General features: G+C 71.9%; 23 protein-coding genes. 10 read left to right on the top strand and 13 right to left on the bottom strand.

Annotated elements, in window-relative coordinates; genetic code table 11:
- Positions 1-169 precede the first annotated feature (169 nt).
- Positions 170-2,311, top strand: a complete 2,142-nt coding sequence (locus OHA68_RS26440; protein WP_327102644.1) for a SpoIIE family protein phosphatase — start codon at positions 170-172, stop codon at positions 2,309-2,311.
- Positions 2,312-2,314: 3 nt separating this feature from the next.
- Here the strand turns inward: OHA68_RS26440 and OHA68_RS26435 are convergent, their stop codons facing one another.
- On the bottom strand, positions 2,315-2,863 hold the full coding sequence (locus OHA68_RS26435; RefSeq protein ID WP_327102643.1) for a MarR family winged helix-turn-helix transcriptional regulator: 549 nt from the start codon (positions 2,861-2,863) through the stop codon (positions 2,315-2,317).
- A 106-nt stretch (positions 2,864-2,969) separates the two neighbouring features.
- Between OHA68_RS26435 and OHA68_RS26430 the strand changes: the two genes are divergently transcribed.
- On the top strand, positions 2,970-5,291 hold the full coding sequence (locus tag OHA68_RS26430; RefSeq protein WP_327102642.1) for an LLM class flavin-dependent oxidoreductase: 2,322 nt from the start codon (positions 2,970-2,972) through the stop codon (positions 5,289-5,291).
- A complete protein-coding gene (locus OHA68_RS26425; protein ID WP_327102641.1) occupies positions 5,275-6,405 on the top strand; it encodes an L-talarate/galactarate dehydratase in 1,131 nt (376 codons plus the stop codon). The genes OHA68_RS26430 and OHA68_RS26425 overlap by 17 nt, the downstream gene beginning before the upstream one ends.
- Before the next feature lie 84 nt (positions 6,406-6,489).
- Here OHA68_RS26425 and OHA68_RS26420 read toward each other — a convergent pair whose 3' ends face one another.
- From OHA68_RS26420 to OHA68_RS26400, 5 genes are all read right to left on the bottom strand, one after another.
- Positions 6,490-7,686 (bottom strand): cytochrome P450, encoded by a 1,197-nt coding sequence (locus tag OHA68_RS26420; protein ID WP_327102640.1) that lies wholly within the window; start codon positions 7,684-7,686, stop codon positions 6,490-6,492.
- Between the two features lie 81 nt (positions 7,687-7,767).
- Positions 7,768-8,616 (bottom strand): hypothetical protein, encoded by an 849-nt coding sequence (locus OHA68_RS26415; protein WP_189139554.1) that lies wholly within the window; start codon positions 8,614-8,616, stop codon positions 7,768-7,770.
- A 92-nt stretch (positions 8,617-8,708) separates the two neighbouring features.
- The gene (locus OHA68_RS26410; RefSeq protein ID WP_327102639.1) at positions 8,709-9,626 is read right to left on the bottom strand and encodes a diacylglycerol/lipid kinase family protein; all 918 of its coding nucleotides are present in this window, start codon (positions 9,624-9,626) and stop codon (positions 8,709-8,711) included.
- A gap of 29 nt (positions 9,627-9,655) precedes the next feature.
- Positions 9,656-10,117 (bottom strand): TspO/MBR family protein, encoded by a 462-nt coding sequence (locus tag OHA68_RS26405; protein WP_327102638.1) that lies wholly within the window; start codon positions 10,115-10,117, stop codon positions 9,656-9,658.
- Between the two features lie 82 nt (positions 10,118-10,199).
- Positions 10,200-10,505 carry a hypothetical protein gene (locus OHA68_RS26400; protein WP_327102637.1) on the bottom strand — a complete coding sequence of 102 codons (306 nt, stop codon included), beginning with the start codon at positions 10,503-10,505 and terminating at the stop codon, positions 10,200-10,202.
- A 154-nt stretch (positions 10,506-10,659) separates the two neighbouring features.
- Here OHA68_RS26400 and OHA68_RS26395 point away from each other — a divergent pair, with 154 nt between their 5' ends.
- The 3 genes from OHA68_RS26395 (at position 10,660) to OHA68_RS26385 (ending at position 12,262) form a co-directional block, all read left to right on the top strand.
- Entirely contained in the window at positions 10,660-10,989 is a 330-nt protein-coding gene (locus OHA68_RS26395) for an STAS domain-containing protein (protein WP_327102636.1), read from the top strand.
- Between the two features lie 193 nt (positions 10,990-11,182).
- Positions 11,183-11,542: a hypothetical protein gene (locus tag OHA68_RS26390; RefSeq protein WP_327102635.1), complete on the top strand. Its 360-nt coding sequence runs from the start codon at positions 11,183-11,185 to the stop codon at positions 11,540-11,542.
- A 216-nt stretch (positions 11,543-11,758) separates the two neighbouring features.
- Positions 11,759-12,262, top strand: a complete 504-nt coding sequence (locus OHA68_RS26385) for a hypothetical protein (RefSeq protein WP_327102634.1) — start codon at positions 11,759-11,761, stop codon at positions 12,260-12,262.
- 42 nt (positions 12,263-12,304) lie between these two features.
- Here OHA68_RS26385 and OHA68_RS26380 read toward each other — a convergent pair whose 3' ends face one another.
- From OHA68_RS26380 to OHA68_RS26360, 5 genes are all read right to left on the bottom strand, one after another.
- Complete coding sequence (locus tag OHA68_RS26380; protein ID WP_327102633.1) at positions 12,305-13,270, bottom strand: glycosyltransferase family 2 protein; 966 nt, start codon at positions 13,268-13,270, stop codon at positions 12,305-12,307.
- Positions 13,267-14,463, bottom strand: coding sequence for a hypothetical protein (locus OHA68_RS26375; RefSeq protein ID WP_327102632.1), 1,197 nt, complete (start codon positions 14,461-14,463; stop codon positions 13,267-13,269). The genes OHA68_RS26380 and OHA68_RS26375 overlap by 4 nt, the downstream gene beginning before the upstream one ends.
- Complete coding sequence (locus tag OHA68_RS26370; protein ID WP_327102631.1) at positions 14,460-15,071, bottom strand: hypothetical protein; 612 nt, start codon at positions 15,069-15,071, stop codon at positions 14,460-14,462. The genes OHA68_RS26375 and OHA68_RS26370 overlap by 4 nt, the downstream gene beginning before the upstream one ends.
- Before the next feature lie 323 nt (positions 15,072-15,394).
- The gene (locus OHA68_RS26365) at positions 15,395-16,408 is read right to left on the bottom strand and encodes a hypothetical protein (protein WP_327102630.1); all 1,014 of its coding nucleotides are present in this window, start codon (positions 16,406-16,408) and stop codon (positions 15,395-15,397) included.
- Positions 16,405-17,427, bottom strand: coding sequence for a GNAT family N-acetyltransferase (locus OHA68_RS26360; RefSeq protein ID WP_189139542.1), 1,023 nt, complete (start codon positions 17,425-17,427; stop codon positions 16,405-16,407). Before OHA68_RS26360 ends, OHA68_RS26365 begins: the two co-directional genes overlap by 4 nt.
- Before the next feature lie 148 nt (positions 17,428-17,575).
- Between OHA68_RS26360 and OHA68_RS26355 the strand changes: the two genes are divergently transcribed.
- From OHA68_RS26355 to OHA68_RS26340, 4 genes are read left to right on the top strand one after another with little or no spacing between them, the layout of a single operon-like run.
- Positions 17,576-18,520: an NAD-dependent epimerase/dehydratase family protein gene (locus OHA68_RS26355; RefSeq protein WP_327102629.1), complete on the top strand. Its 945-nt coding sequence runs from the start codon at positions 17,576-17,578 to the stop codon at positions 18,518-18,520.
- On the top strand, positions 18,517-19,701 hold the full coding sequence (locus OHA68_RS26350) for an ATP-grasp domain-containing protein (RefSeq protein WP_327102628.1): 1,185 nt from the start codon (positions 18,517-18,519) through the stop codon (positions 19,699-19,701). Before OHA68_RS26355 ends, OHA68_RS26350 begins: the two co-directional genes overlap by 4 nt.
- Entirely contained in the window at positions 19,691-20,656 is a 966-nt protein-coding gene (locus OHA68_RS26345) for a hypothetical protein (RefSeq protein WP_327102626.1), read from the top strand. Before OHA68_RS26350 ends, OHA68_RS26345 begins: the two co-directional genes overlap by 11 nt.
- A gap of 11 nt (positions 20,657-20,667) precedes the next feature.
- Positions 20,668-21,354 (top strand): hypothetical protein, encoded by a 687-nt coding sequence (locus OHA68_RS26340; RefSeq protein ID WP_327102625.1) that lies wholly within the window; start codon positions 20,668-20,670, stop codon positions 21,352-21,354.
- 1 nt (position 21,355) lies between these two features.
- Here OHA68_RS26340 and OHA68_RS26335 read toward each other — a convergent pair whose 3' ends face one another.
- On the bottom strand, positions 21,356-22,456 hold the full coding sequence (locus OHA68_RS26335) for a 5-methyltetrahydropteroyltriglutamate--homocysteine S-methyltransferase (protein ID WP_189139537.1): 1,101 nt from the start codon (positions 22,454-22,456) through the stop codon (positions 21,356-21,358).
- A 67-nt stretch (positions 22,457-22,523) separates the two neighbouring features.
- Positions 22,524-24,005, bottom strand: coding sequence for an acyl-CoA synthetase (locus OHA68_RS26330; RefSeq protein WP_327102624.1), 1,482 nt, complete (start codon positions 24,003-24,005; stop codon positions 22,524-22,526).
- Positions 24,006-24,034 lie beyond the last annotated feature (29 nt).

Raw genomic sequence — 24,034 nt, 5'->3', positions numbered from 1 at the left:
TCCGCGGGCAGGGCGGCTGTTCTCGCGCCCGCATCCGGCCCCGTACATGTCCTTGAGTCCGCTATAGCCTTGAGAATGCCATTCTATTAATATCTATGCGTATTCTTCCCTTATGGGTATTTTTGGACATTCACCCCGGTCCGATGCCAGAAGCGAGGAGATCTAGAGCGTGCGGCGCGATACCGTCGCCGCCACGGATCCACGGCGCGACGTCGCAGACGACCTGCACACCATGCTCATCGAGGCCATCAATGACTCCGGGGCGCACATCGGCGCCCTCTACCTGTTCGACGAGGACGACCAGGTTCTCCGGATGGACGCCTCGCTGGGCTTCCCGACCATGATCGCCCGAGCGTGGGCCAGGATCAGGCTGACCAGCTCGGTCCCGGTGGCCGTCGCGGTGCGTGAGCGGCGCCTGGTGTGGCTGGCCAATCAGGAGGAGCTGGCACGCACGTTCCCCGGTGCCGCGCTGGCCCTGCCGTACCATTTCTCCATCGCGGCGGCCCCGATCCACAGCGGCGCCGCCGACTGGGGAGCGCTGCTGTTGCTGTGGCCCCCCGCGGAGACCGCCGAGCTCACCCAGCACAAGCTCGACACCATTCAGCGAACCTGTCGCCAGATGAGCCACGTCCTGGGGGAGGCGGCCAGGGAAGGAAGATCGATGACACCCCGGCACCGCCCCCGCATCCTGTCGCCCTATCGCGCCGCACAGGCGGACTTCGACTCCGGCCTGGCCGCACTGGACTGCCTCAACGGCCTGCCCGAGGGCTACTTCGCGATGGACATCGACGGGCGCATCACCTTCCTCACCCCGCCGGCCGCCGAACTCCTGGGCGACGAGGCGTCCGAGCTGCTGGGCAAGCGCCCCTGGGAATGGCTGCCCTGGCTGAACAAGCCACACTGCGAGGACCGCTACCGCGCCGCGGTCATCAGCCACGAGACCACCTCCTTCATGGCGGAGCGCCCCGACGGGCAGTGGCTGGCCTTCCAGCTCTATCCCGCCCCATTCGGGGTCAGCGTCCGCGTCATCCCCAGCACCATGGCCAGGGACGTGGACCACCTGCTGCCCGATGTCCCGGCGAGCGCGAACAAACGGGCGACCGGGCCCGCGCTCTACGACATGCTGCATCTCACCACCGCCCTGAGCCAGGCCACCACCGTCCAGGACGTGGTCGACCTCGTCGCCGACCATGTGCTGCCCGTCTTCGACGTCCAGGCGACGGCGGTCCTGCGGGCCGAGAGCGGGCGGATGCGGATCATCGGCTCGCGCAACTACGCCCAGGAGACCATCGAGGACTTCGACGGCCGGCCGGTGACCTCACCGACACCCAGCGCGCACGCCCTCGTATCCGGCATGCCGTTGTTCTTCTCCACCTGGCGCGAGCTTGCGCAGGTTTATCCCGAGACCATCCGCTACGACGACATGTCCGCCTGGGCCTTCCTGCCGCTGATCGCCTCCGGCCGGCCCGTGGGCGCCTGGGTGCTCGCCTTCGACCATCCCCACCACTTCACCACCGACGAGCGCGCCCACCTCACCGGAATCGCCGGGCTGCTCGCCCAGGCGCTCGAACGCGCCCGCCTGTACGACGCCAAGCACCAGCTCGCGCAGGCCCTGCAGAGCAGTCTGCTGCCTCGCCGGCTGCCCGAGCTGCCCGGCCTGGACGTGGCCGCCCGCTATCTGCCCGCCACGCGCGGCATGGACATCGGCGGCGACTTCTACGACCTCATCGACCTGGGCGACCACATGGCCGCGGCCGTCATCGGCGACGTCCAGGGGCACGACACGACCGCCGCCGCCCTCATGGGGCAGGTCCGCTCGGCCATCCACGCCTACGCCAGGGCGGGCTCGTCACCCGGTGACGTCCTGCGCCACACCAACCGGCTGCTCACCGAGCTGTCCCCGAACCGCTTCACCAGCTGCCTGTACGTCAGCCTGGACCTGAGCCGGGGCCTCGCCTGCATGGCCAGCGCCGGCCACCTCCCACCGCTGCTCCACTCGCCGGGCGCACCCGTCGGCGTCCTCGAGTCGCCGCCGGGCCTGCTGCTCGGCATCGACGCCGACGCCGAATACCCGACCACGGAGTTCGAACTGCCGCCCGGCGCCGTCCTGGCCCTCTACACGGACGGGCTCATCGAGAGCCCGGGCATCGATCTCGGTGACGCCATCCTCGGCCTCGCCGCCGAGCTCAGCCGGCTTGCGGACCAGCCGCTGCAGTCCGTGGCCGAGACCCTCATCGCCCCCTCGGCCGCCGTCCACCACCGCACCGACGACATCGCGATGCTCCTCCTGCGCACGTCCCGCAACGGCTGAGCCCTACTTCTCCTCGCCGTAGATCTCCGAACGAGCCGCCCGGCAGTCCGGGTCCTCCTGCGCCGCGCGCTCCAGACGCTCGGTCAGGAGGTCGGCGGCTTCGGCGAGCAGGGCCAGGCGCTCCGGACCCAGGGTCGTGACGACGAGGCGGCGTACGGACTCCTCGCGGACCGCCCGTGCCCGGGTGGCGGCCTCGCGGCCGGTGGCGGTGAGTGAGAGGTCCCAGCCGCGCGCGTCCTCGGTGCAGGCCACCCGTTCGATCAGCCCGCGCGCGCTCATCCGGGCCACCTGATGGGACAGCCGGCTTTTCTCCCATTGCAGGGCGTAGCGCAGCTCCAGCGCGCGCAGGCGGGTGCCGGGCGCGTCCAGGAGCGCGTCCAGGACCTGGTGGTCGGCCTCGGACAGGCCGGTGGCGCGGGTGAGCTCGCGGGCGAGGTGGGCGGCGAGCTGTCCGTGGGCGGTGGTGTGGCGGAGCCACGCGGCCACCTCGGGTTGGCGTCGGCACGCGTCCGGCTCCGTGGGGCTCGGGCTCGCCAGTCGCTGCTCGGTCATAGGGGCAGCGTACGTCACGAAAGGTTGATACGTCACCCAGTCGGTTGACATGTCATCCAATATGGTTATGGTTGACATGTCTACCAGTTGTCCGGGAGGTCCCCTCATGCCTGACTATGGCCACGATCTACGGTTCGGGTCGTTCATCACCCCGCAGAACCAACAGCCCGAGCTGGCCGTCGAGCTCGCCGTCCTGAGCGAGCAGGCCGGTCTGGATCTTGTTACCTTCCAGGACCATCCGTACCAACCCGGCTATCTGGACACCTGGACGCTGCTGAGCTGGGTGGCGGCCAGGACCGAGCGGGTGCATCTGTCCGGCAATGTGATCAATCTGCCGTTGCGTCTTCCCGCCGTGCTGGCTCGGTCGGTGGCCAGCCTGGACCTGCTGTCGGGTGGGCGGATCGAGCTCGGCCTGGGGGCGGGCGCGTTCTGGGACGCGGTCGAGGCGATGGGCGGTCGGCGGCTCGCCCCCGGCCAGGCCGTCGAGGCGCTCAGCGAGGCCATGGACGTGATTCGCGGGGTGTGGGACGCCGGCGAGCGCGGCGTGCTGAAGCTGGACGGGACCTACTACTCCGTCCATGGCGCCAAGCGCGGCCCCTCCCCCGCGCACGACGTGCCCATCTGGCTCGGCGCCTACAAGCCGCGCATGCTGCGCCTGATCGGCACGAAGGCCGACGGCTGGCTGCCCAGCCTCGGCTATGCCCAGCCGGCGGACATCGGCGCGGGCAACAAGGTCATCGACGAGGCGGCCGTGGAGGCGGGGCGCGATCCGCGCGAGATCCGCCGGCTGCTCAACGTCATGGGCTCCGCCCTGCGGGGCCCGGTCGCCGGCTGGGCGGAGCAACTGCTGCCGCTGGCGCTGGAGGACGGCGTCTCCACGTTCATCATCGCCTCGGACGACCCGCGCGCCATCCAGACCTTCGCCCAGGAGGTCGCCCCGGCCCTGCGCGCTTCCGTCGCCGCCGAACGCGGCACCACCAGCACTCCCCCCGGCACTCCGACCAGCACGGATATCGGCGCCGCTGCCGGTGCGGTGCGTTCGCCTCGTGCGCTGGCGGCGCGCCGGCCCGGCATCGACTACGACGCGCTGCCCGCGTCGCTGGCCGGCGTCGCGGTCGAGCCCGGCGACCGGGCGTACGACAGTGTGCGCTCGTCGTACGTCTGGGCCGGTTCCCCCGGGCTCGTGCTGCGCGCCACCACGCCGCAGCAGGTGGCCGAGGCCGTGACGTTCGCGTGCGAGCAGGACGTGCCGCTGGCGGTGCGCAGCGGCGGGCACGGTATCAGCGGGCGCTCCACCAACGACGGCGGGATCGTCATCGACGTCGGCGCGATCGACGGCGTCGAGGTGATCGACCGTGCGCGGCGGCTGGTGCGCGTCGGCGCGGGCGCCCGCTGGGGCGACGTCGCGCAGGCGCTCGCGCCGCACGGGCTGGCGATCAGCTCCGGCGACTACGGCGACGTGGGGGTCGGCGGCCTGGCGACCGCGGGCGGCCAGGGCTTCCTGGCCCGCTCCTACGGGCTGACCCTCGATCATGTACGGGCCGCCGAGGTGGTCCTGGCCGACGGCCGGATCGTGCGCGCCGACGCCGACGAGCATCCGGACCTGTTCTGGGCGCTGCGCGGCGCGGGCGGCAACATGGGCGTCGTCACCTCCTTCGAGATCGAGGCCGCCGAGGTGGGCGACGTGGTGTTCGCCGTCTTCGTGCACGACGCCACGGACACCGCCGCGTTCCTGGAGAAGTGGGGACGCCTGGTCGAGGCGAGCCCGCGGAAGCTGACGGCCTTCCTGACGGTCTTCCCCGGCCAGGCGGACGCCACGGTCCTGGCGCAGACGATCGTCACCTGGGCCGGCGACGACACCGACGCCGCGGTGACGGCGCTGGAGCCGTTCCTGGAGCTGGGCCCGGTGCTGCAGCAGCAGGCCCAGCTCGCCCCCTACGCGGCGCTCGTCGCCCCGCACCACAACCGGCATCGCGGCCAGCCCCGCCTGTACGGCCACTCCGCGCTGGTCGAGCACCTCGACAGCGCCATCACGACGCTGGTGGCCGGCATGTTCGCCGACGGCGAGGTCACCATGTTCCAGGTGCGCTCGGTCGGCGGCGCGGTCAACGACACCGCCCCCGACGCCACCGCCTACGCCCACCGCACCCAGAACTTCTCCCTGAACGTGGTGCTGAGCACCTCCCGCCGGGCCGCCGCCGAGCGGACGTGGCAGCGGCTCGACGTGGCAGCCATCTACCTGAGCTTCGAGTCCTACCCGGACGACGCGCTGCTGGCCAAGGCCTTCCCGCCGCGCACGCTGGATCGGCTGCGGCGGATCAAGGGCGTGTACGACCCGGGCAACGTCTTCCGGCACAACTTCCCGATCAGCCCAGTTGTAGGACAACAAGCGATTTCGGATGATGGCTCCCATGACCAAGCCTCTTGACCGTATTGCCGTAATTCGGCTGTCCTCCGTACGTCTGCCGCTGAGCACTCCCGTCAGCGACGCGAAGGTGCTCACCGGGCGGCAGCGGCCGATGACCGAGATCGCGTTCCTGTTCGCCGAGATCGGCACCGAGGGCGGCCTGGAGGGCATCGGCTTCGCCTACTCCAAGCGGGCCGGCGGTCCCGGTCAGTACGCGCACGCCTGCGAGATCGCCCGCGAGCTGATCGGCGAGGACGTCAACGACATCCCCCGGCTGTGGGAGAAGCTGGTCTGGGCGGGCGCCTCCGTCGGCCGCAGCGGGCTGGCCGTCCAGGCCATCGCCGCCTTCGACACGGCGCTGTGGGATCTGAAGGCCAAACGGGCGGGGCTGCCGCTGGCCAAACTGCTGGGCGCGCACCGCGACTCGGTGCGCTGCTACAACACCTCGGGCGGGTTCTTGCACGCGCCGGTCGGTGAGGTGCTGGAGAACGCCTCGGCGGCGCTGGAGCGGGGCATCGGCGGCATCAAGATCAAGGTGGGGCAGCCGGACACGCGGGCGGATCTGGCCCGCGTCCGGGCGGTGCGCGAGCACCTGGGCGACGGGGTGCCGCTGATGGTGGACGCCAACCAGCAGTGGGACCGGCCCACCGCCGCGCGGATGGGCCGGGCTCTGGAGGAGTACGGGCTGACCTGGATCGAGGAGCCGCTGGACGCCTACGACAGCGCCGGGCACGCCGCGCTGGCCGCCGCCCTGGACACGCCGGTGGCCACCGGCGAGATGCTGACCAGCGTGGCCGAGCACGCCGAGCTGATCCGGGCGGGCGGCGCGGACATCATCCAGCCGGACGCGCCCCGGATCGGCGGCATCACGCCGTTCCTGCGGCTGGCGGCGCTGGCCGAGCATCACCGGTTGCAGCTCGCCCCGCATTTCGCCATGGAGATCCACCTGCATCTGGCGGCGGCGTACGGGCTGGAGCCCTGGGTGGAGCACTTCGAGTGGCTGGAGCCGCTGTTCCAGGAACGGCTGGAGATCCGCGACGGCCGGATGCTGGTGCCGGACCGGCCCGGCCTCGGCTTCACGCTGAGTGAGCAGGCCGCCCAGTGGACCGTCGAACGCCGCGAACTGACCGGCTGACCTCCCTCACCACGAGCCGGCCGGCCGGCCGCCCTCACCGCGAGCGGACCGGCCGACTCTCACCACGAGCGGACCGGCCGACTATCACCAGGCGACCTCCAGCGACGACAGGCCGTACACGATGCTGAACGAGCGGAACTCCGGCTCGGTGTCGGTCACGCGCAGGCCGGGGAAGCGGTCGAGCAGGGCGGGGAAGGCGATGCGCATCTCCATCCGGGCCAGCGGCGCGCCCAGGCAGTGGTGCACGCCGTGCCCGAAGGCCACGTGACCGGGCTCGCCCCGGCTGATGTCCAGCCGGTCCGGGTCGGGCAGCAGCGCCGGGTCCCGGTTGGCGGCGGGCAGCGCGCAGGCCACCAGCTCGCCGGCCGCCAGCTTCCTGCCGCCGATCTCCACCTCGGTGGTGGTCACCTTGAAGGTGCCGGAGTGGACGATGCTGAGCCAGCGCAGCAGCTCCTCCACCGTGGCATCGATCCGCTCGGGCTCCTTCCTGAGCAGATCCAGCTGCTCGGGGTGGCGCAGCAGCGCCAGCGTGCCCAGCGAGAGCATGTTGGAGGTGGTCTCGTGCCCGGCGAGCAGCAGCAGGCTGCCGATGCCGATGAGCTCGTCGGCCGACACGTCGTCGCGATGCTCGCGTACCAGCATGCCGAGCAGGTCGTCGCCGGGCTCGGCCAGCTGGCGGGCGACGAGCTCGCCCATGTAGGCGCGCGACTCCAGCTGCGCCTGTACGCGCTCCTCGATCGGCACCGACATGTCGATCGTGCGGGAGGTGCGGTGCTGGAAGCCGGCCCGGTCCTCGTACGGCACGCCCAGCAGCTCGCAGATGACCAGCGACGGGATCGGCAGCGCGAAGGAGCTCACCAGGTCCGCGGGCGAGCCGGCGCGCTCCATCGCGTCCAGGTGATCGTTCACGATGTCCCTGATCCGGGGCTCCAGCCGGCGCATCCGGCGGATCGTGAACTCGGGCGTCAACAGCCGGCGCAGCCGGGTGTGCTCGGGCGGGTCGGTGGTGAGCAGGTTGCCCGCCCGCATGACGGCGAGCTCCTCCTCGGTCATCTTCGGCGCCCCGGGAAGCTCCCCGATGCCCCGCTTGGCGATCTTGAACCGTTCGGCGTCGCTCAGCACCGCGCGCACGTCGGCGTGCCGGGTGACCAGCCACGCGTCGATCCCGAACGGCGTGCTGATGCGGCCGATGCGCTCCTCGTCCCGCATGGCCGCCAGTTCGGGAACCGGATCGAACCCGTCCCTGCGCATGTAGATCGGGAACGTCGATGACTCGCTCACGTGACCCCCTGGATGGCTTCGTGTTCCGGTCTCTACTGTCGACCATGGACCGGCGGGCCGCCAGGGGGGCAGTGATCCTTTTCAGCCGGTGCTGTACCGAGCGTGCCGGGCGGCGGCGGTCAGCGCCGTCGCCCTGGCGGCCTCGGTCGGCGTGAAGGGCAGTCCCGGCCGCCTGATCAGCAGCGCCCGGTCAGGGTTGACGGAGATCACCATGGTGGTGTTGAGCTCGGCGCCCTCGTCCACGGTGTCGCCGGGACGCCGCCACTCGACCTCGGAGACGCGCAGCAGCTCGGCGATGGCCTCGGGCAGCCGGTCGGGATCCGCGCCCACCCGCTGCGCCAGCACCAGCGCCTGCACCGCCGGGTCGGTCAGATCCTTGACCTGCGCCGGCACGATGATGACGTCATGCCCGCCCGCCTCGGACAGCGCGGCGCTGAGCACGCCGGGCGCCAGGTCCCGGGGCGCCTCGACGACGAACTCGTCCAGGGCGTCGCAGCCGGCCGGGGTGATGGCGCTGCTGCCGGTCGGCGCGATGTGCAGCGCCAGGATGTCGCAGCGCAGCCGGCCGAACGCGGCCGCGACCGCGGCCAGGCGGCCCGGACGCTCCACCACCCGCATGCGGACGCGCCACAGGGCCATCGCGGACCCCGCGTCGTCCGCCACCGGAAGGGTCGGCCCTTGCCGGGGCTTCCTGCCGGGCAGGCCGAGCCGCTTGTGGATCGCGGTGCCGGTGATCAGGGCCACCCCGAGCCCGACGAGCACGAGCGGGCCCGGCTGCTCGTGCCCGAGCAGCGTGGCCAGGAGATGCGCCACGCCCACCGCGAAGAACAGCGCGGCCAGCTCCAGGATCTCCCGTCGCCAGGAACGCGCGTGATGCTGGAGGTGGTGCCCGCCGGTACGTACGTGAACCGTCCTGTGTGCATCGCTCATGAGACCAGTTTGGCTACGCACTGTTACCGGAAGGAGATCGAAGTGATTGCGGCGGCATTAAACGGTGTGCACCGCCCGGCCCCGCACCACCGTCAGCCGGTCGGCTCTTCGGCGGGCACGATGACGCGCCAGGCCGCCGGGTGCAGGGTCCAGGTGCGGCGGGGTGCGGGTGGGGAGAGCTCGCCGTCGGCGTTGGCCGGGACCGGCTCGCCCTCGACGGTGATCGTGGTGCCCCTGACGGTGAGCACGTCGCCGCGTTCGGGGTGCTTGCCGCGCCGCAGCAGCGCCCCGAACGCCAGCCGCGCCAGCGGGGACACCGCGTAGGAGACGAAGACGTCGGCGAGGCCGTCGTCGGGGCGGGCGTGCGGGGCCAGCGGGGTGCCGCCGCCGATGGAGACGCCGTTGCCGACGCCCACCATGAGGACGCGCCTGCGGCCGTCGCTGACGAGCTCGTCGTCCACCCGCACGCGCAGCCGCCAGCCTCGGGTACGCGCCCCGGCGAGCAGAGCGCCCACCGCGTACGCGGCCCGGCGCAGCACCGGCTTGAGCGCGGCGGCCTGCTCCGAGGCCCGGGCCCCGACGCCGACGTGCACGGCGTTGACGACGATCCCGCCCTCGCCGTCCACGAGCAGGTCCAGCGCCCGCTCCCGCCCTCGGGCGACGGCCTGGGCCGCCGCGCGGGGGTCGAGCGGGATGCCGAGGGCGCGCGCCAGGTCGTTGCCGGTGCCCAGCGGCACCAGCCCGATCGGGCGGGTGGCGAGCTCGTCCCTGGCCAGCAGGGCCGCCACCACGGCGTGCACGGTGCCGTCGCCGCCGAGGACGACCGGGATCCGGCCGGGGTGCTCGCCGAGGATCCGGCCGAGGTCGCCGGGCTCCGCCACGTCACACGCCAGCACGTCGGCGTCGTCGGCCAGCGTGGCCAGGACCTTTTCGCAGGTCTGCCCGTCGACGCCGCCCGCCGCCGGGTTGCCGATCACCAGGAGCCTGCGTGGTTCAGCGGGAGGAGTCATGGCCGCCAGGTGCCCTGGATCGCGCGGCTCTAACTGTTCTTGCGGGCGATGGAGGCGTTCAGCGCGGTGGCGAACCCCGTCCACGCCGCGTAGGGCACGAGCAGCAGGCCCGCGGTGCGGTCGGCGCGGGCGGCCTGCCGGACCAGCATCAGGTTGGAGGCGTTGAGCACGATGATCTCGGCGAGGGCGAGCCGCGGGGACCTGGCCCTGAAGAACAGCGCCGGCCAAGCGGCGTTCAGCGCCAGATTGGCGGCCAGGGTGCGGGTCAGCGCGTCTCGCTCGGCGCCTTCCGCGCTGGTCAGGGCGCGGGCTCCGCCGTAGGCGATGAGGGCGTACAGCGGGTTCCACACCAGGGGGAACACCTGCGCCGGCGGCTGCCACGAGGGCTTGCTCAGCCGCCGGTACCAACGCGAGCCCGAGCGGGTCGCCAGCGCGCCCACGGCGGCCGTGGTGGCGGTGGCGAGGGCGGTGGCGATCAGCGTCTTGTTCATGGGGTTCATGGGCTGAGCCCTGCCCGTGAGAGCGGGCGTCTATCAGGGATCACGGGCGGGCTCGCCTCCGACGGCCACGCTCTCAGCGGATGGGCAGCTCCCTGAAGCGGAGGCGCTCGACCACCGGCCGGCCGTCGCGGTCCAGGCACACCCGGGCGCTGCCGGACGTGTTCTGGACGATCCGCCTGACGCCGAGGGCGTCGAACAGCGGCCAGTCCGGCAGCCAGCCCGGCCTGACCGTGTACGTGGCGCACTCCTCCGACCAGTCGTCGTCCCACCACGGGTCGGCGGCCACGGGCCCGGCCGACAGCAGCACAGTGGTGGCGGCGATGGCGAATGCGCCGATGGCGTGTTTGAACATGGCATTCTCCTGCTGGATGTCGATCATGTCGTGCAGAGTGATCGATACCCGGAGTGACCTCTCGATTACGTCATGCTTTTGATAATGCTGGCTGAGGTAGAGTCGAAGTACCGAGGATCTCTTGTGCGCCGGCATTCGGTCGGCGTCGCCCCCGGCGATAGACGCTCTGGCTCCGGTTCCCGTGAGCCTCGACAGGCCGGCGATCACGATACTGACTCTCACTCCCGACTCGGCTCTCCCGACCACGGTCCACCTTTCCGGCGAGATCGACATCTTCACCAGTCACGCCCTGCGCCGACGGCTCCTGCGCACCCTGCAGCACAGCACGGACCGGCTGGTCCTGGACCTGTCCAGCCTGGTGTTCTGTGACACCGCCGGGCTCGGCGTGCTGATCGGCATCCAGAGCCGGGCCAGGTCGCAGGGCATCACCGTCGTCCTGGCCGCGCCACGTCCGTACATGTCGGGACTGCTGCGCATGACCGGGCTGGACCGCAGCTTCACGATGGCGTGACCTCCGACGAGGGGGACGGCCGGCCGCGCGCGAGCGGCCGGCCGTTTCGTTGTCCTGGACCCCATCCCCGGCCCGGTCACCCTGCCCGCCGTCGCCGTCCCCTGACACATCGTGCAATCAGCGATCAAGCGGCGTGCAATGACCGGTCGCTACGTTCGGCGGAGATCTGTCGAGCCGGAGAGCGGGAGCATCGGTGAGTGTGGGGCAGGGCATGCTGATGGCATTGCTGATCACCGGCGGCACGGCGCTGATCCTGGCGGGCGTCGGACTCCCGTTCCTGATCAGGTCACGTGACGCGCGACGCCTGCTGGCCACCGGCCTGCCGGCGCAGGCGGTGGTCGAGACGATGAGCGACACCGGCCTGACCGTCAACGGCCGGCCGGTCGTCACCTTCGACCTCACCGTGAGCGTCCCCGGCACGCCGCCCTACCCCCTCTCCCACCGCCAGTCCGTGCCGCGCATCCCGCCGGACAGGGTGGCGCCCGGGGCCGTCCTACCGGTCAGGGTCGACCCGGCCCGCCACGACCGCCTCCGCATCGACTGGCCCACCTGACGCCCGCTCCGGCCCGGCCGCTGACGCCACCTCACCGTTTAATTCGGGATATATCCCGAAATACAGAGAAGCGTGGATCGTAAAGTTTTCAACGTTGCTGAATCGTGACAGCCATGCTGTCGGCGTACCTCGTAACGGCCGCGTCACATCAGACAGAAAAGCTCTGAAGAGCGGCCGGAACGAGAGAAGCCGAGGCTCCACACAATGTCCAGGAAAATGTCCATCAAAAGGAAGTACGCCGGTACGAAAAAGGCACTGTCCCGCGGTCTCGCCCTCATCGCGCTCGGTTATCTCATCGCCACGTTCATCACCCAGGGCGCCGGGTCGGCGGACGAGGTGTCCAGCGTCATCGCCGGCGTCACCTTCCTGCTGACCAGCCTCGGCCTGGTCAGGTTCGGCGCCGAGGCGCCGGCGCGCAAGCCCTCGCGGAAGGGCGCCACCAAGCCGGCCGCGCACGCGCCTTCGGACCCCGCACTCATCAGAACGGCGGGAGATTCCAACGGCGCCCTCGTGCCGCTGGGCTGGCTGCTGATCGACGGCTGCAGTGAAATTTCCACCATGACTGGATTTAAATCGATAAAGGACTTGTGCGGATGTCTGCCGAACAACCTGCCACTCGCCCTTTTCACGCTGCCCACCGGAAATGCGCCCCACCCCGGCTGGGTCACCCCCGGCCGGCTCGTGGTCATCTGCGGCATCGGCATGGTCTGCCCCGCCTGACACCCCGCCGTACGACGCCGACCGGATCCCGGTGGGATCCGGTCAGGCACGTGCCGGGGGCGGCGGGCCGGGCCGGCCGCCGGTGAGCGTGTCCTCCGGGCGCAGCGGCACGTTCGCCTCCTTGATGTAGTAGGTACGCAGCCGCGACGACTCGCGCAGCAGCCGGTGGAGATAGCGCCCGAGCAGCGCCACCGCCGCCACCGTGAGCCCGGTGAGCAGCACCTGGGTCGCCGCGAGCGCGCTGCCGCCCGCCACCCCGGCATAGCCGAGGGCCGCGAGCACCAGCGCCAGGCAGCCGCCCAGCGCCCCCGCCGCGTAGACGGCGGCCAGCGGACGCCAGGAGAAGCCGAAGAACAGCTCGAAGGAGTGCGCCGCCAGCCTGGCCACGCGCAGTTTGGACCGGCCCGCCGTCCGGGGGCGGTGCGTGACCGGCGTGACCGCGTACCGGGCGCCGACCAGGGGCACCGCCGGGATGAACCAGGGCAGCCGCAGCTCCGTGATCGTCTGGGCCAGGCCGGTGCGGACCAGCCTGAACGTGGAGGCGCCGCGCGGCATGTCGATGCCGAACAGCCGCCGGGCCGTCCAGTGCAGCCCGGCCGAGCCGCCCCTGCGGACCAGCGGATCGCGCCGGCCACGCCGCTCGCCGAACACCACGTCGTAGCCCTGCGCGGCCTTGTCGAGCAGGGTCCAGATCTCCTCCGGCGGCACCTGAAGGTCCGCGTCGCACTGGACCGTCCAGGGCCGGCCCGCGTAGCTGAATCCGGCGGCCATCACGGCGTCGATGCCGAAGTTGCGGGTGAAGGACAGGTAGCGCACCCTCGGGTCGGTCTCGGCCAGGCGGCGGAGCCGGTCGAGGGAATCGTCGGTGCTGCCGTCGTCGACGAAGAGGATCTCCAGCTCGCCGACCTCCTTCAGCGCCTCGACGAGCTCACGGTGGGCGGCCTCGACCTGCGCTCCCTCGTTGAAGCAGGGCACCAGCACGGTCAGCCCCGACGGCTCGGTCGTCACATGCGTCTCCTCAGCGCGAGTCCCAGCACGAATCCCTGCGCGCCCAGCGCGTACACCGCGCCGGCGGCCCCGGCGAGCGGGACGGTGAGCGCGCCCAGCGCGGCCACCGCCGCCCAGGCGAGGACGGCGGCCCTGGCGCTGTGGCGCAGGCCGCTCTTGCCGGAGTTCTCCAGCACGAATACGCCGAAGCTCGCCAGCGTGTTGGCGGGCAGCAGCGACGCCAGCAGCACGGCCAGGGCGAGCAGCGAGCGGGTCCCGGCCACGCCCGCGGCCAGCGCCGCCCCCGCGAGGACCAGCCAGAGGGCACTGGTCACGATGGCCAGGTCCGCGACGCGCCTGCCGAACGTCCGCGCCCGCGCGGAGCCGCCCGAGGTCATCCACAGCGCCAGCCGGGGCTGGTAGATCCGCTGCACGGTGTAGACGACGGACGCGGCGAAGCCCCAGCCGAGGATCATCAGGTAGAGGTCGCCGCTCTGCCCGGCGTGGGCGGAGAGCGACAGCTCCACGAAGAGCGTCCCGACGATGGCGTTGCTCATCACGTCGGCGGCGCCCATCAGCAGCACCGTGCCGGCCAGCAGGCCGCGCAGCGCCCGGCGGGAGCCGGCGGCTCGCGGCAGCCCGCGCAGCAGGACAAGGTTGAGCACGGTGACCAGGGCCAGCAGCCCGGCCAGGTAGCCGGTCGGCCGCAGGTGCGCGGTGAACGCCAGCCCGGCCAGGGCGATCATGCCCAGGCCGAGGAGCGAGAAGTGGACGGTGTCGTAGGTGTAGCGGCCGAGGGCGCGGTGCACCGCCACGCCCAGCGAGCCGCAGCCGAGGCCGATGTAGTAGGCGATGGCCAGCAGGTAGATCGTGACGGTGGAGCCGGGCGCGAGGACGAGCCCGGCGGCGGCGGCCACGGTGAAGGGCAGCGGCACGTACGCGACGACCGCGCGGAGCAGGCCCGCGAGCTGCTCACGGGTACGGGAGGCGCGCGGGATGAGGGTGAGCGCCGCCTTCTCCGGACCCGACTGCACCACCATGCACAGCCAGCCCACGGCGCCGACGGCGGCCGCGTAGGCGTTGAAGTCCTCCCGGCTCCAGGCCGCGACCAGAACGCCCGAGGACCCGTACAGCAGCAGCCGGAAGGTGGCCCGGCCACCCAGCAACGTGAGCAGCCGGCGCACCCCGATCCGGTGCGCGGCGACGGCGGTCATTCCGTGTCCAGGTCGGCTGCCACGACGTGGCGCAGGGGGCGGTCGCCGGTCTCCAGGTAGGTGAGCAGGGCCTGGTGGATGCGCTCGTCGCCGAACCGGGCGCGTACCCCCGGCAGGGACGGCCCCTTGTCCACCCCGAACAGCGCGCAGAACAGGGCTCTGACCTGGTCGGTGGTGAACGACTCCGGCAGCGTGAGCAGGCTCTCGACCGCCTGTCTGGCGGGCGGCGGCGCCTCGGGCGCCGCGAGCCAGGTGGTGGGCCGGCCCGCGGTGGCGAGCCAGCGTCGCAGGTGGCCGACGCGTTCGACCACGAAGGGCTCGGTACGCCCCAGCCTGGCCAGGGCGAGGCCGGGGTCGTAGCAGGTGGCGTGCAGGGCGGCGCACACCTGGGAGAACGCGGGCGGCACGGCGAGGGGGACGTCGCTGACCCGTTCGACGGCGGCCCGCGACTCGGCCGAGGTGGCGGCGCCCGCGACGAGCGCGTCGAACCCCTTGTACCAGCGGGCGAGCGTGGCCCGGTCCGGTGCGTCCGGACTCTCCCCGGCGCTCTCGCGCACCCACCGGACCATGGGAGCCGACATGTAGGCCGCGAGCGGGTCGCCGTCCACGGACGCAAGCCGACGCGAACCGGGCGCGGAAGGCGAGCCAGGCGAGAGAGACGACCCGGGCCCGGAAGACAGGCCGGACGCGCGAGACGAGCCGGGCGCGGAAGACGACCCGGGCGCGCGAGACAAGCCGGGCGGGGAAGGCAGGCCGGACGCGCGAAGCGAGCCGGGGGCGGGAGGTGGGGCGGGGCGGAAGACGGCGCCGCAGGAGCGGCAGGAGTAGCGGATCGGGCGCAGCCGCCGGGCGATCAGGGCGGGGTGCGGGTGCCCGCATTGCACGCAGGTCATGGGCTCGTCCACGGGGATCACAGCGGCGGTCACGGGGGTCACAGGGGCACGGCCAGCGCGGCGGAGGGGACGAGGTCGGCGCCGAGGGCGCTCTTGGCCTCGGCCTGCCCCTTGCCGAGGACGAGTCCGGTCTTGCCGGACGCCGTCGCCCATTCCACCATGCGGACATAGCCGTCGAAATAGAGGTGCTTACGGCCACCGTCCTCGGGCAGCCGGGCCCCCCAGCTCAGGCAGATGGGCCAGTCAGGGTGGTCGAGGATCAGGGAGAGCCCGATCAGCCGCCCGTCGTCGCGGTAGCTGATGGCCACGACCTCGTCGCCGCCGACGAGGGCATCGAGGTAGGGCAGCGGCAGCGGGGCGAGCGGGAAGAGCCGGCTGCGGTGCTTGAGGTCGTTCTCGGCGCGCAGCTCGGCGGCCTCGGCTCCGCTCACCAGGTCGCGGGCCGGTCCGACCTGGATGGACAGGCTGGGATCGGCGGCGAACTTCTTGGCCCGCCGCCGCAGGGACTCCCGGCGGGCGCGGTCGAGCAGGGCGTACCAGTCCCCTACGCCGCTCCACGGGGTCGCGAGCCGGGCCAGCGGCGCGGTGGGGAGGGTGACCCGGACCCGGCCGGGCAGCAGCTCGGGCTCGCCGGGCGACACCTCCCGCCACACGGTGCCGCGCCAGCCCGCGCCCAGCTCGCGGCGCAGGCCGCGCAGGCACCCGCGCAGCAGCTCCCGCCGCTGTTCGGGGGCCGGGTCGCCGGCGAACCACCAGCCTTTCTGGGAGCGGTTCGCCGGCGCGTGGACGTCCAAGATGCCCGCGACATCGCGGCGACCCGCGTAAGCGCCCCGGTGCGGCCTGATGCCGCGCAGGGACACCGACACCGCGCCGATCGCGGTGCCCGCCTGTCTCAGCACGGTGAGCAGCAGCGGCGCCTGGGCGGCCCAGGCGTAGGCGCGCAGCAGGTCGTACCGCCAGGTCACGCACTGGCGGGCGGCGCCGCGCAGCTCTTCCCAGTCGGCGGGCTCGGGGTCGTGGCGGGGGTCGAGGATCTGCAGGGTGAGGCTCATCCCATCGCCCACCGGGGCACGGCGACGAGCTTCAGCGGGACGTACTCGAAGCCCAGTGAGGTCTTGATCTCCACCCTGCCTCTGCCGAAGAGCACCCGCTGGCCGCCCGCGTCGATCGCCCGGCGGACGATGCGGGCGTGCACGTCGAAGTAGAGGTCCTTGCGGCCGCCCTCCTCCGGTCGCAGCGCCGCCCACGGCCCGCTGACCGGTGCGGTCGGGTGCTCGTACACGATCCCGAAGGCCAGTAACCGCTGCGCCGAGTGGTAGGAGATGACGGAGACGTCGTCGCGCGGGAGCAGGCTGCCGAAGTACGCGGGAGGCAGCGGGGGCCGGGGGTCGAAGCGGGCGGCCAGCCGGGCGGTGTGCACCCGGTTCAGCTCGGCCATCTCCGCCGGGTCGAGGTCGTCGCGCTTGCTTCCCTCGCGCACCTCCAGGTCGCCCGCCTGGGCGATGGCGGTGATCTGGCGGCGCAGCGTCTTTCTGCGGTTCTTGCTGAGCGAGCTGATCCAGCCCTCTGTCGTGGGCCAGGTCAGCCGCAGGAAGGTGCTGCCGGGAGAGTCTCGCGTGATCGCGCCACGGCGGGCGACCAGGGACAGCTGAGGCACGTCCACCATGCGATAGAGCACTCCGGCCAGACCCCAGCCGAGCAGACGGGCCGCCGCCCGCTCGAACCGCGCCAGCAGGCTCCGGCGCGTCTCGGCCGGCACGTCCGCGCCGAAGTGCCAGGTCGGACCGTTCGAATGACCGGGCAGGCGGACGTCGAGGACGATCGGCTCCCGGCGCGGGCGCGGCGCGCGGCTGGAGTGCGGCCGTCTCAGCCCGATGTAGACCGCGCCGACCATCCCCACCACTCGCCCGTCGTCGTGGCACAGGGCCAGCAGCGGGCGGGCCCACGAGTCCTCGGACGACGCCGCGATCACGTCGTACGCCCAGATGGCGGACAGGCCCTCGGCCTGCCGGAACTCCTCCCAGCCAGGTGGCTCGGGGTCTCGGCAGGGGTCCAGAAGGCTCACTTTCACGCGGTAACCCTCGATGGCGAAATCATCACAACATGGACACAGACTCTCATTGAGTGAGGATCTTCCCAGATGACTCATGCTGTGATCAACCGTGGCGCCTGACCATGGCGTTCAGCACCTTGAACACAACAACCGTCAAGAGGTGGCAATGAAGGTCGGAGTGACCGGCGGAAACGGATTTATTGGCCGATACGTGTGCGAAGAACTCGTCACCAGGGGCCACATTCCGCTCGTGTTCGATCACCGGGGACGCGCGGGCAGCGACCTGCCCTGGGAACTCATGCGCGGTGACATCCGCGACGCCACCGCCATGACGGAGCTCGCGGCCCACTGTGACGCGATCATCCACCTGGCGGCCGTGCTCGGCACGCAGGAGACCATCACCAACCCACGGCCGGCCGCCGAGACCAACCTCATCGGCGGCCTCAACTTCCTGGAGGCCGTCGCCCAGTACGACCTGCCCGGCGTCTACATCTGCGTCGGCAACCACTGGATGGACAACAGCTACTCCATCTCCAAGACGGCCGTGGAACGTTTCGTCCGCATGTTCAACGCCCACCGTGGCACCAAAGTGAACAACGTTCGCGTTGTAAACGCTTACGGCCCGCGCCAGCAGGCCGCGCCGCCGTTCGCCTCCGGCAAGGTGCGCAAGATCACCCCGGCGGTGATCTGCCGCGCGCTGAGCGGCATGCCGGTCGAGCTGTACGGCGGCGGCACGCAGGTCTCGGACATGGTCTGGGTCGCCGACGTGGCCCGCACCCTCGTGGCCTCGCTGGAGACGGCGGCGGCGGGAACGGTCCTCGACCACGTCGTCGAGGTCGGCCCCACGACCTCCGCCACCATCCGGGAGGTCGCCGAGCTCGTCATCGACATCTGCGTGGCCCGCGGCTATCCCCGGGTGCCCATCGCCGACCTGCCGATGCGCCCCGGCGAGACGCCCGACACCGCCGTCACCGCGAACACCGAGACCCTGCTGTCGGTGGGCATCGAGCCGAGCTCGCTGGTCTCGCTCGAGGACGGCATGGCCAAGACGGTGGACTGGTTCATCGAGACCCGCGGCGTTCACTGGAACACCCCGGTGACGACCGCGTGAGGCGACTGGTCATCCTGGGCGGGTCGGACGGCACGATCAGCTCCTTCCGGGCCGCCCGGCGGCTCGGGTTCGGCACCGTCTGCGTCGACCTGCGCGCCGACGCCCCCGGTGTCGCCGAGGCGGACGAGTTCCTGCACCTGAGCACCCGCGACGTGGACGCGGTGAGCGCGGCCCTGGCGGGCCGTGCCGACCTGGTGGGACTGCTCGCCCCGGGCAGCGACATCAACCTGCCGTCCCTGGTGGAGCTGGCGGGGCGGCTCGGGCTGCCCTGCGGGCTGTCCCCGGACGCGCTGCGGGCCTCGGTGGACAAGGCGTACTTCCGCGAGGTCTGCGACCGGCTCGGCCTCGGCGGGCCGCGCCACGTCAGCGGCTCCGCCGCCCAGGTCCTGCGCGAGGCCGTACGGCTGAGCTTCCCGGTCATCGTCAAACCGGTGGACTCCGGCAGCTCCAGGGGCATCACCGTGTGCGCCGCCGCCGGTGCGCTCGGCCCCGCCGTGGCGGCCGCCGCGGCCGCCTCACCCTCGGCCACGGTGATCGCCGAGGAGCTGGTGACCGGCCAGGACCTGTGCGGCGAGGCGTTCCTCCAGGACGGCGAGGTGGCCCTGCTCGGGCTCAGTGACCGGGTGGTCGAGGCCCCCCAGGTCGTCGCCGTCGGCCACGACATGGCCCCCCGCGACCCGGCGCTGGTCAAGGAGGTCACCCGGCAGCTCGAACTCGTCTGCGCCGAGGTCGGCTATACCGACGGCCCGCTGAACCTGGACCTGTTCGTCACCGGCGACGGCGTCGTGCTGATCGAGATGGGCGCGCGGATCGGCGGCAACGGCATGGGGGAGGCGCTCGGCCTGATGTACGGCGTCGACACCGTGGCCGCCGCCGTCCAGCTCGCCACCGGCCGGCGCCCCGACCTCACCCCCCGCTGGAACAGGCACGCCTCCGTCCGCATGCTGCGCGCCGGGCACGCCGGCACGCTGGTGTCCTTGGACGGCCTGCCGGCAGCGCTGGCCCTGCCCGGCGTGGCCGACGTGCTGGTCACCGCCTCGCCGGGCGATCGGGTCATGCCCTACACCGAGTGCCGGGCCAAGCTCGGGTACGTGCTCGCCTCGGGCGCCTCGGCCGACGCGGTCGCGAGCGTACTGGCCCAGGTCGAGGAGCTGGTCACGGTCGGCGTCGATGCCGGGTAGGTTCTCCGCGGCCCGGTGGGAGCGGGCTTACCGCAGGGTCGTCCGGACGGCTTTCGGCAGGGTGCCGTTCTACCGTGACCAGTGGGCGGCGGCGGGGCGGGCGCTCGACGAGCCCGAGGCCACCCCCTCCGCCGCGCTGGCCGGTCAGCTGCACCGGCTGTGCCCGTTCGCGCTGCCCTTCGACGCCTCCCAGGAGCCGTCGCTGTGGATCGGCGACGGGCGGGAGCTGCGGGACGTGCTCGCCCTGACGGGCGCGCCCCGCCGGACCCCGGTGCTGGAGGTGCGTCCCGCCGTGCTCGACCGGCGGACTCTCACCCCGGCCGGTCCCCGGTACGGGGTGCTGCTGGCCCCGGACGCCCGGGTCGTCGACGAGGACCGGCGCCACGCGCTGAACGCCGCCGCGCACGAGCTCGCGTCGCGGGCCGGGCGGGCGATCGTGGTGGGCGAACGGTCCGCCCTCGACGCGATCCTGCCGGAGCTCGACGGAGTCCAGGTGCACACCGTCGAGCGCATGACCGTGGCACTCGCCGTACGGGATGCTCGTCTCGGGGACGCGCCGGGTGCCCGGCCTGGAGACGTACAAGATGCCCGGCGCGGGGACGTACAGGATGCTCGGCGCGGGGACGTACAGGATGCTCGGCGCGGGGACGTACAAGATGCTCGGCGCGGAGACGTACAGGATGCTCGGCGCGGGGACGCGCGGGGTGTTCGGGCCGTAGTCGTTCATGATCCGCATCTTGGTTATTTCGCCGGGGTCCATCCCGCGTGCGGCCGGATTCACCTGCTGTGGCGGCGTTTTCACGCTCGGCCGGCAGGGCGGGCGGTGGCCGTCACGGCACTGCGCCGGCGAAGACCTGTGCTGGTCGGCGTCGTCCCGGACGGCGCCGAAGCACTGGACACACTGATCACGGCCGGCTGCCCCGAGCACGGCACCCCGATTCTCTCCACACACTGACTGGGATCCGCATGCTGTCCACTTCGTCCTCGTTCTGGCGGGACAACCGCGTCGCACTGCCGCTGGGCGCCCTGGCGGTGGCGCTGGCCGCCCTGGTCAGGTTCGTCATCCCGTACGAGCGGGAGATCTCCTCGGTCTGGATGCTGCTGGTCAAGGTGACCCCGCAGCTCGCCGCGCTCGCCTGCGTCGCCTGGCTGGACGTGGCGTGGGCCCGGCGGCTGCGGCTGCATCTGGTGGCGCTGCCCGCGATCTTCCTGGGCTTCCTCTGCTACTTCGTGCCCGCGACGTTCATGACCGCGCTCGACATGGTCGACGGCACGGCCGAGTTCGAGGACCTGTATCTGCACGTCGTGGTGTTCGTGCCGTTCATCATGATCGCGCTCGCGCTGGCCTACCGGGTCGGCGGCGGCTCGCGCGAAGGCGTGCTACGGGTCGGCGCGGCCATGACGATCCTGCAGCTGTCCGGCCTGGAGGACCTGGTGGCGGTGATGCTGAACAGCAGGCTGGACGGGATTCCGGAGGTCTGGGACTGGGCGCACCACATCACGGTCCGGCTGGGGCACGTGGCGACGCGGAACGAGGCGTACGCCTTCATCGCGGTGCACGTGGTCCTGGCCGTGCTGGCCCTGGCGGTGCCGAGGCGGCTGTTCGCCGCGCTCGGCCGCCGGCTCCGGCCGGGACGACGCCCGGCCGGATGAGCTAGCCCCACACCTCGCGGGCGGTCTCCACGATCAGGGCCAGCTTGGCGAACTGCTGGTCGGCGGTGAGCTCGTTGCCCTCGACGGTGGAGGAGAAGCCGCATTGCGGCGACAGGCAGAGCTGGTCCAGGTCGACGTACTTGGCGGCCTCGTCGATGCGGCGCTTGAGCGCGTCCTTCGACTCCAGCTCGCCGTGCTTGGTGGTGACCAGGCCGAGCACCACCATCTTGCCCTCGGGCACGTAGCGCAGCGGCTCGAAGCCGCCGGAGCGCTCGTCGTCGAACTCCAGGAAGAAGCCGTCCACCGCGAGCTCGCCGAACAGCGCCTCGGCGACGAAGTCGTAGCCGCCCGAGGCCGCCCAGGAGGAGCGGAAGTTGCCCCGGCACATGTGGGTGGTGATCGTCATGCCCTCGGGCTTGGTGGCGAGCGCGGCGTTGATCTGCTTGATGTAGCGCAGGTGCATGTGCTCGGCGTCGTCACCGCGCTCGGTGAGCTCGGCCCGCTGGGAGGGGTCGTTGAGGTAGGCCAGACTGGTGTCGTCGAACTGCAGGTAGGTGCAGCCCAGCGCGCCGATCCTGCGCACCTGCTCGGCGTAGGCGGCGCTGAGGTCGGCCCAGAACTCCTCGACGTCCGGGTAGACGGCCGGGTCGATGGCGGCGGGGCCGCCCCGGTAGTGGACCATGCTGGGCGAGGGGATGGTCAGCTTGGGCACGGCCGTGGTGACGGTGTCCCGCAGGAACGTGAAGTCGTCGCCGAAGATCGGCTCGGTGACCCTGATCTTGTCGTGCACGCGCAGCGCGGCGGGGGTGAACTCGATGTCGCCCTGCTCGTTGTGGAACCGGACCGTGATGTTCTCGTCCGACGCGGTGCCGATGCCGCTCAGCCGGTGGATGAAGTCCATGTGCCAGGAGTTCCGGCGGAACTCGCCGTCGGTGGCCGACTGCAGGCCGATCTCCTCCTGCCTGCGCACGACCTCGCGGACGGCGTCGTTCTCGACCTCGCGCAGCTCCTGGCCGGTGAGGGTCTGCCTGGCCTCCAGCAAGGTCGCCGGGCGCAGCAGGCTGCCGACGTGGTCCGCGCGGAACGGGGGTGTGGTGCGCATGCGAATCTCCTTGAGGGGGACGTCACTGTCAAAAGTAGAGCGGCGGGACCGGCCTGGCCACAGGGTCCTAGGACGTGCCGTATCGTGCCCTGATCTGGGCCTTGAGCAGCTTGCCCGCCGCGTTCCTGGGTAACTCGGGGACGAGTTCCACGTGCTTGGGGATCTTGTAACGGGCGAGCCGGCCGTCCAGATGGGCGACCAGGTCGCCGGGCTGTTCGGTCCGGCCCGGCCGCAGCACGATGAGGGCCTTGCCGACCTCGCCCCACCGGTCGTCGGGGACGCCGATCACGGCGCACTCGGCCACCGCGGGATGGCCGTACAGGGCGCTCTCCACCTCGGCCGGGTAGATGTTCTCCCCGCCGGAGATGATCATGTCGTTGATCCGGTCGGAGATACGCACGTAGCCCTCCTCGTCGGCGACGCCGACGTCACCGGAGCGCAGCCACCCGTCGTCCGACAGCACCTTGCTCGTCTCCTCGGGCCGCCGCCAGTAGCCCGGCGTCACGTTCGGCCCCTGTACGTGGACCTCGCCCGGCTCGCCGGGAGCCGCGGCCGAGCCGTCCGTGGCGACCAGCCTGACATCGGAGAAGAAGCACGGCACACCGGCTGAACCGGCCTTGGCCACCGAGTGCTCCGCGCCCAGGAACAGGGCGCCCGGCGCCGTCTCGGTCAGGCCGTACCCCTGCAGGAACGTCAGCCCGCGCTCCTGGTAGGTCCGGATCAGCGGCTCGGGGACCGGCGCGCCGCCGCACAGCAGGTGGCGCAGGCTGGACAGATCGGCGTCCGGCCAGCGCGGCGACTGGGCGAGGAAGGTGAACATGGCGGGCACCCCGAACATCACGGTGACCCGTTCGGCCTCGATCAGGTCGAAGGTGGCGGCCACGTCGAAGGACTCCTCCAGGATGGCCCTGCCGCCCTTGAGCACGGTCGGGATCAGCGTCTGGGCCAGCGCCGCGATGTGGAACAGCGGCGCGCTGACCAGCGTCACCTCGTCGTGCGCGAGGGGGACGTCGACCAGCAGGTTGAAGGTGTTCCAGAGCAGGTTGCCGTGGGTGAGCACGGCGCCTTTGGGCCGGCCCGTGGTGCCCGAGGTGTACATGATCAGGCAGGGGTCGTCGTGGGTCACCGGCTCGTCGATCGGCTCCGGGTCGCCGGAGGCGAGCAGGTCCTCGTACGCGGTCGCGAGCACGTGGCGGCCCGGCAGTCCGGCGCCGTCGTGCCCGTCCCCCAGCAGGATGACCTCCGCGCCGGCGTCCTCGACGATGTGGCGCAGTTCGGGTGCGGTCAGGCGGGTGTTCAGCGGGACGAAGATCGCCCCCAGCGCTCCGGCGGCGAAGAACGTCTCCACCAGCGCCGGATGGTTGGCTCCCAGGTAGGCGACCCGGTCGCCGCGCCGCACGCCGAGCTCCGCGAGGGCGTGGGCCAGCCGGTTGGTCCTGATGTGCAGGTCGCGGTAGGTCCGGTGCAGGCCGCAGTGCGTCAGCGCCACCTTGTCCGGCGACATCCGCGTCCTGCGGGCCGGCCACGAGCCCAGCCCTTGATTCCGCATCCGCACTCCTCCACGGTCTCCGCCAACAA

It is taken from the genome of Nonomuraea glycinis (assembly GCF_035920485.1).
GTDB classification, from domain to species: Bacteria; Actinomycetota; Actinomycetes; order Streptosporangiales; family Streptosporangiaceae; genus Nonomuraea; species Nonomuraea glycinis.
Note: the sequence above shows the minus strand (reverse complement) of the source record. Positions and strands in the feature narration are given on the sequence as shown.

Excerpts from the sequence above, each read along its gene's own strand:
- OHA68_RS26345 (WP_327102626.1), top strand. The coding sequence starts at position 19,691 with ATGCCGGGTAGGTTCTCCGCGGCCCGGTGGGAGCGGGCTTACCGCAGG.
- OHA68_RS26335 (WP_189139537.1), bottom strand. The coding sequence starts at position 22,456 with ATGCGCACCACACCCCCGTTCCGCGCGGACCACGTCGGCAGCCTGCTG.
- OHA68_RS26430 (WP_327102642.1), top strand. The coding sequence starts at position 2,970 with ATGCCTGACTATGGCCACGATCTACGGTTCGGGTCGTTCATCACCCCG.
- OHA68_RS26365 (WP_327102630.1), bottom strand. The coding sequence starts at position 16,408 with ATGAGCCTCACCCTGCAGATCCTCGACCCCCGCCACGACCCCGAGCCC.
- OHA68_RS26400 (WP_327102637.1), bottom strand. The coding sequence starts at position 10,505 with ATGATCGACATCCAGCAGGAGAATGCCATGTTCAAACACGCCATCGGC.
- OHA68_RS26340 (WP_327102625.1), top strand. The coding sequence starts at position 20,668 with ATGCTGTCCACTTCGTCCTCGTTCTGGCGGGACAACCGCGTCGCACTG.
- OHA68_RS26405 (WP_327102638.1), bottom strand. The coding sequence starts at position 10,117 with ATGAACAAGACGCTGATCGCCACCGCCCTCGCCACCGCCACCACGGCC.
- OHA68_RS26415 (WP_189139554.1), bottom strand. The coding sequence starts at position 8,616 with ATGAGCGATGCACACAGGACGGTTCACGTACGTACCGGCGGGCACCAC.
- OHA68_RS26355 (WP_327102629.1), top strand. The coding sequence starts at position 17,576 with ATGAAGGTCGGAGTGACCGGCGGAAACGGATTTATTGGCCGATACGTG.
- OHA68_RS26330 (WP_327102624.1), bottom strand. The coding sequence starts at position 24,005 with ATGCGGAATCAAGGGCTGGGCTCGTGGCCGGCCCGCAGGACGCGGATG.
- OHA68_RS26435 (WP_327102643.1), bottom strand. The coding sequence starts at position 2,863 with ATGACCGAGCAGCGACTGGCGAGCCCGAGCCCCACGGAGCCGGACGCG.
- OHA68_RS26410 (WP_327102639.1), bottom strand. The coding sequence starts at position 9,626 with ATGACTCCTCCCGCTGAACCACGCAGGCTCCTGGTGATCGGCAACCCG.
- OHA68_RS26425 (WP_327102641.1), top strand. The coding sequence starts at position 5,275 with ATGACCAAGCCTCTTGACCGTATTGCCGTAATTCGGCTGTCCTCCGTA.
- OHA68_RS26375 (WP_327102632.1), bottom strand. The coding sequence starts at position 14,463 with ATGACCGCCGTCGCCGCGCACCGGATCGGGGTGCGCCGGCTGCTCACG.
- OHA68_RS26385 (WP_327102634.1), top strand. The coding sequence starts at position 11,759 with ATGTCCATCAAAAGGAAGTACGCCGGTACGAAAAAGGCACTGTCCCGC.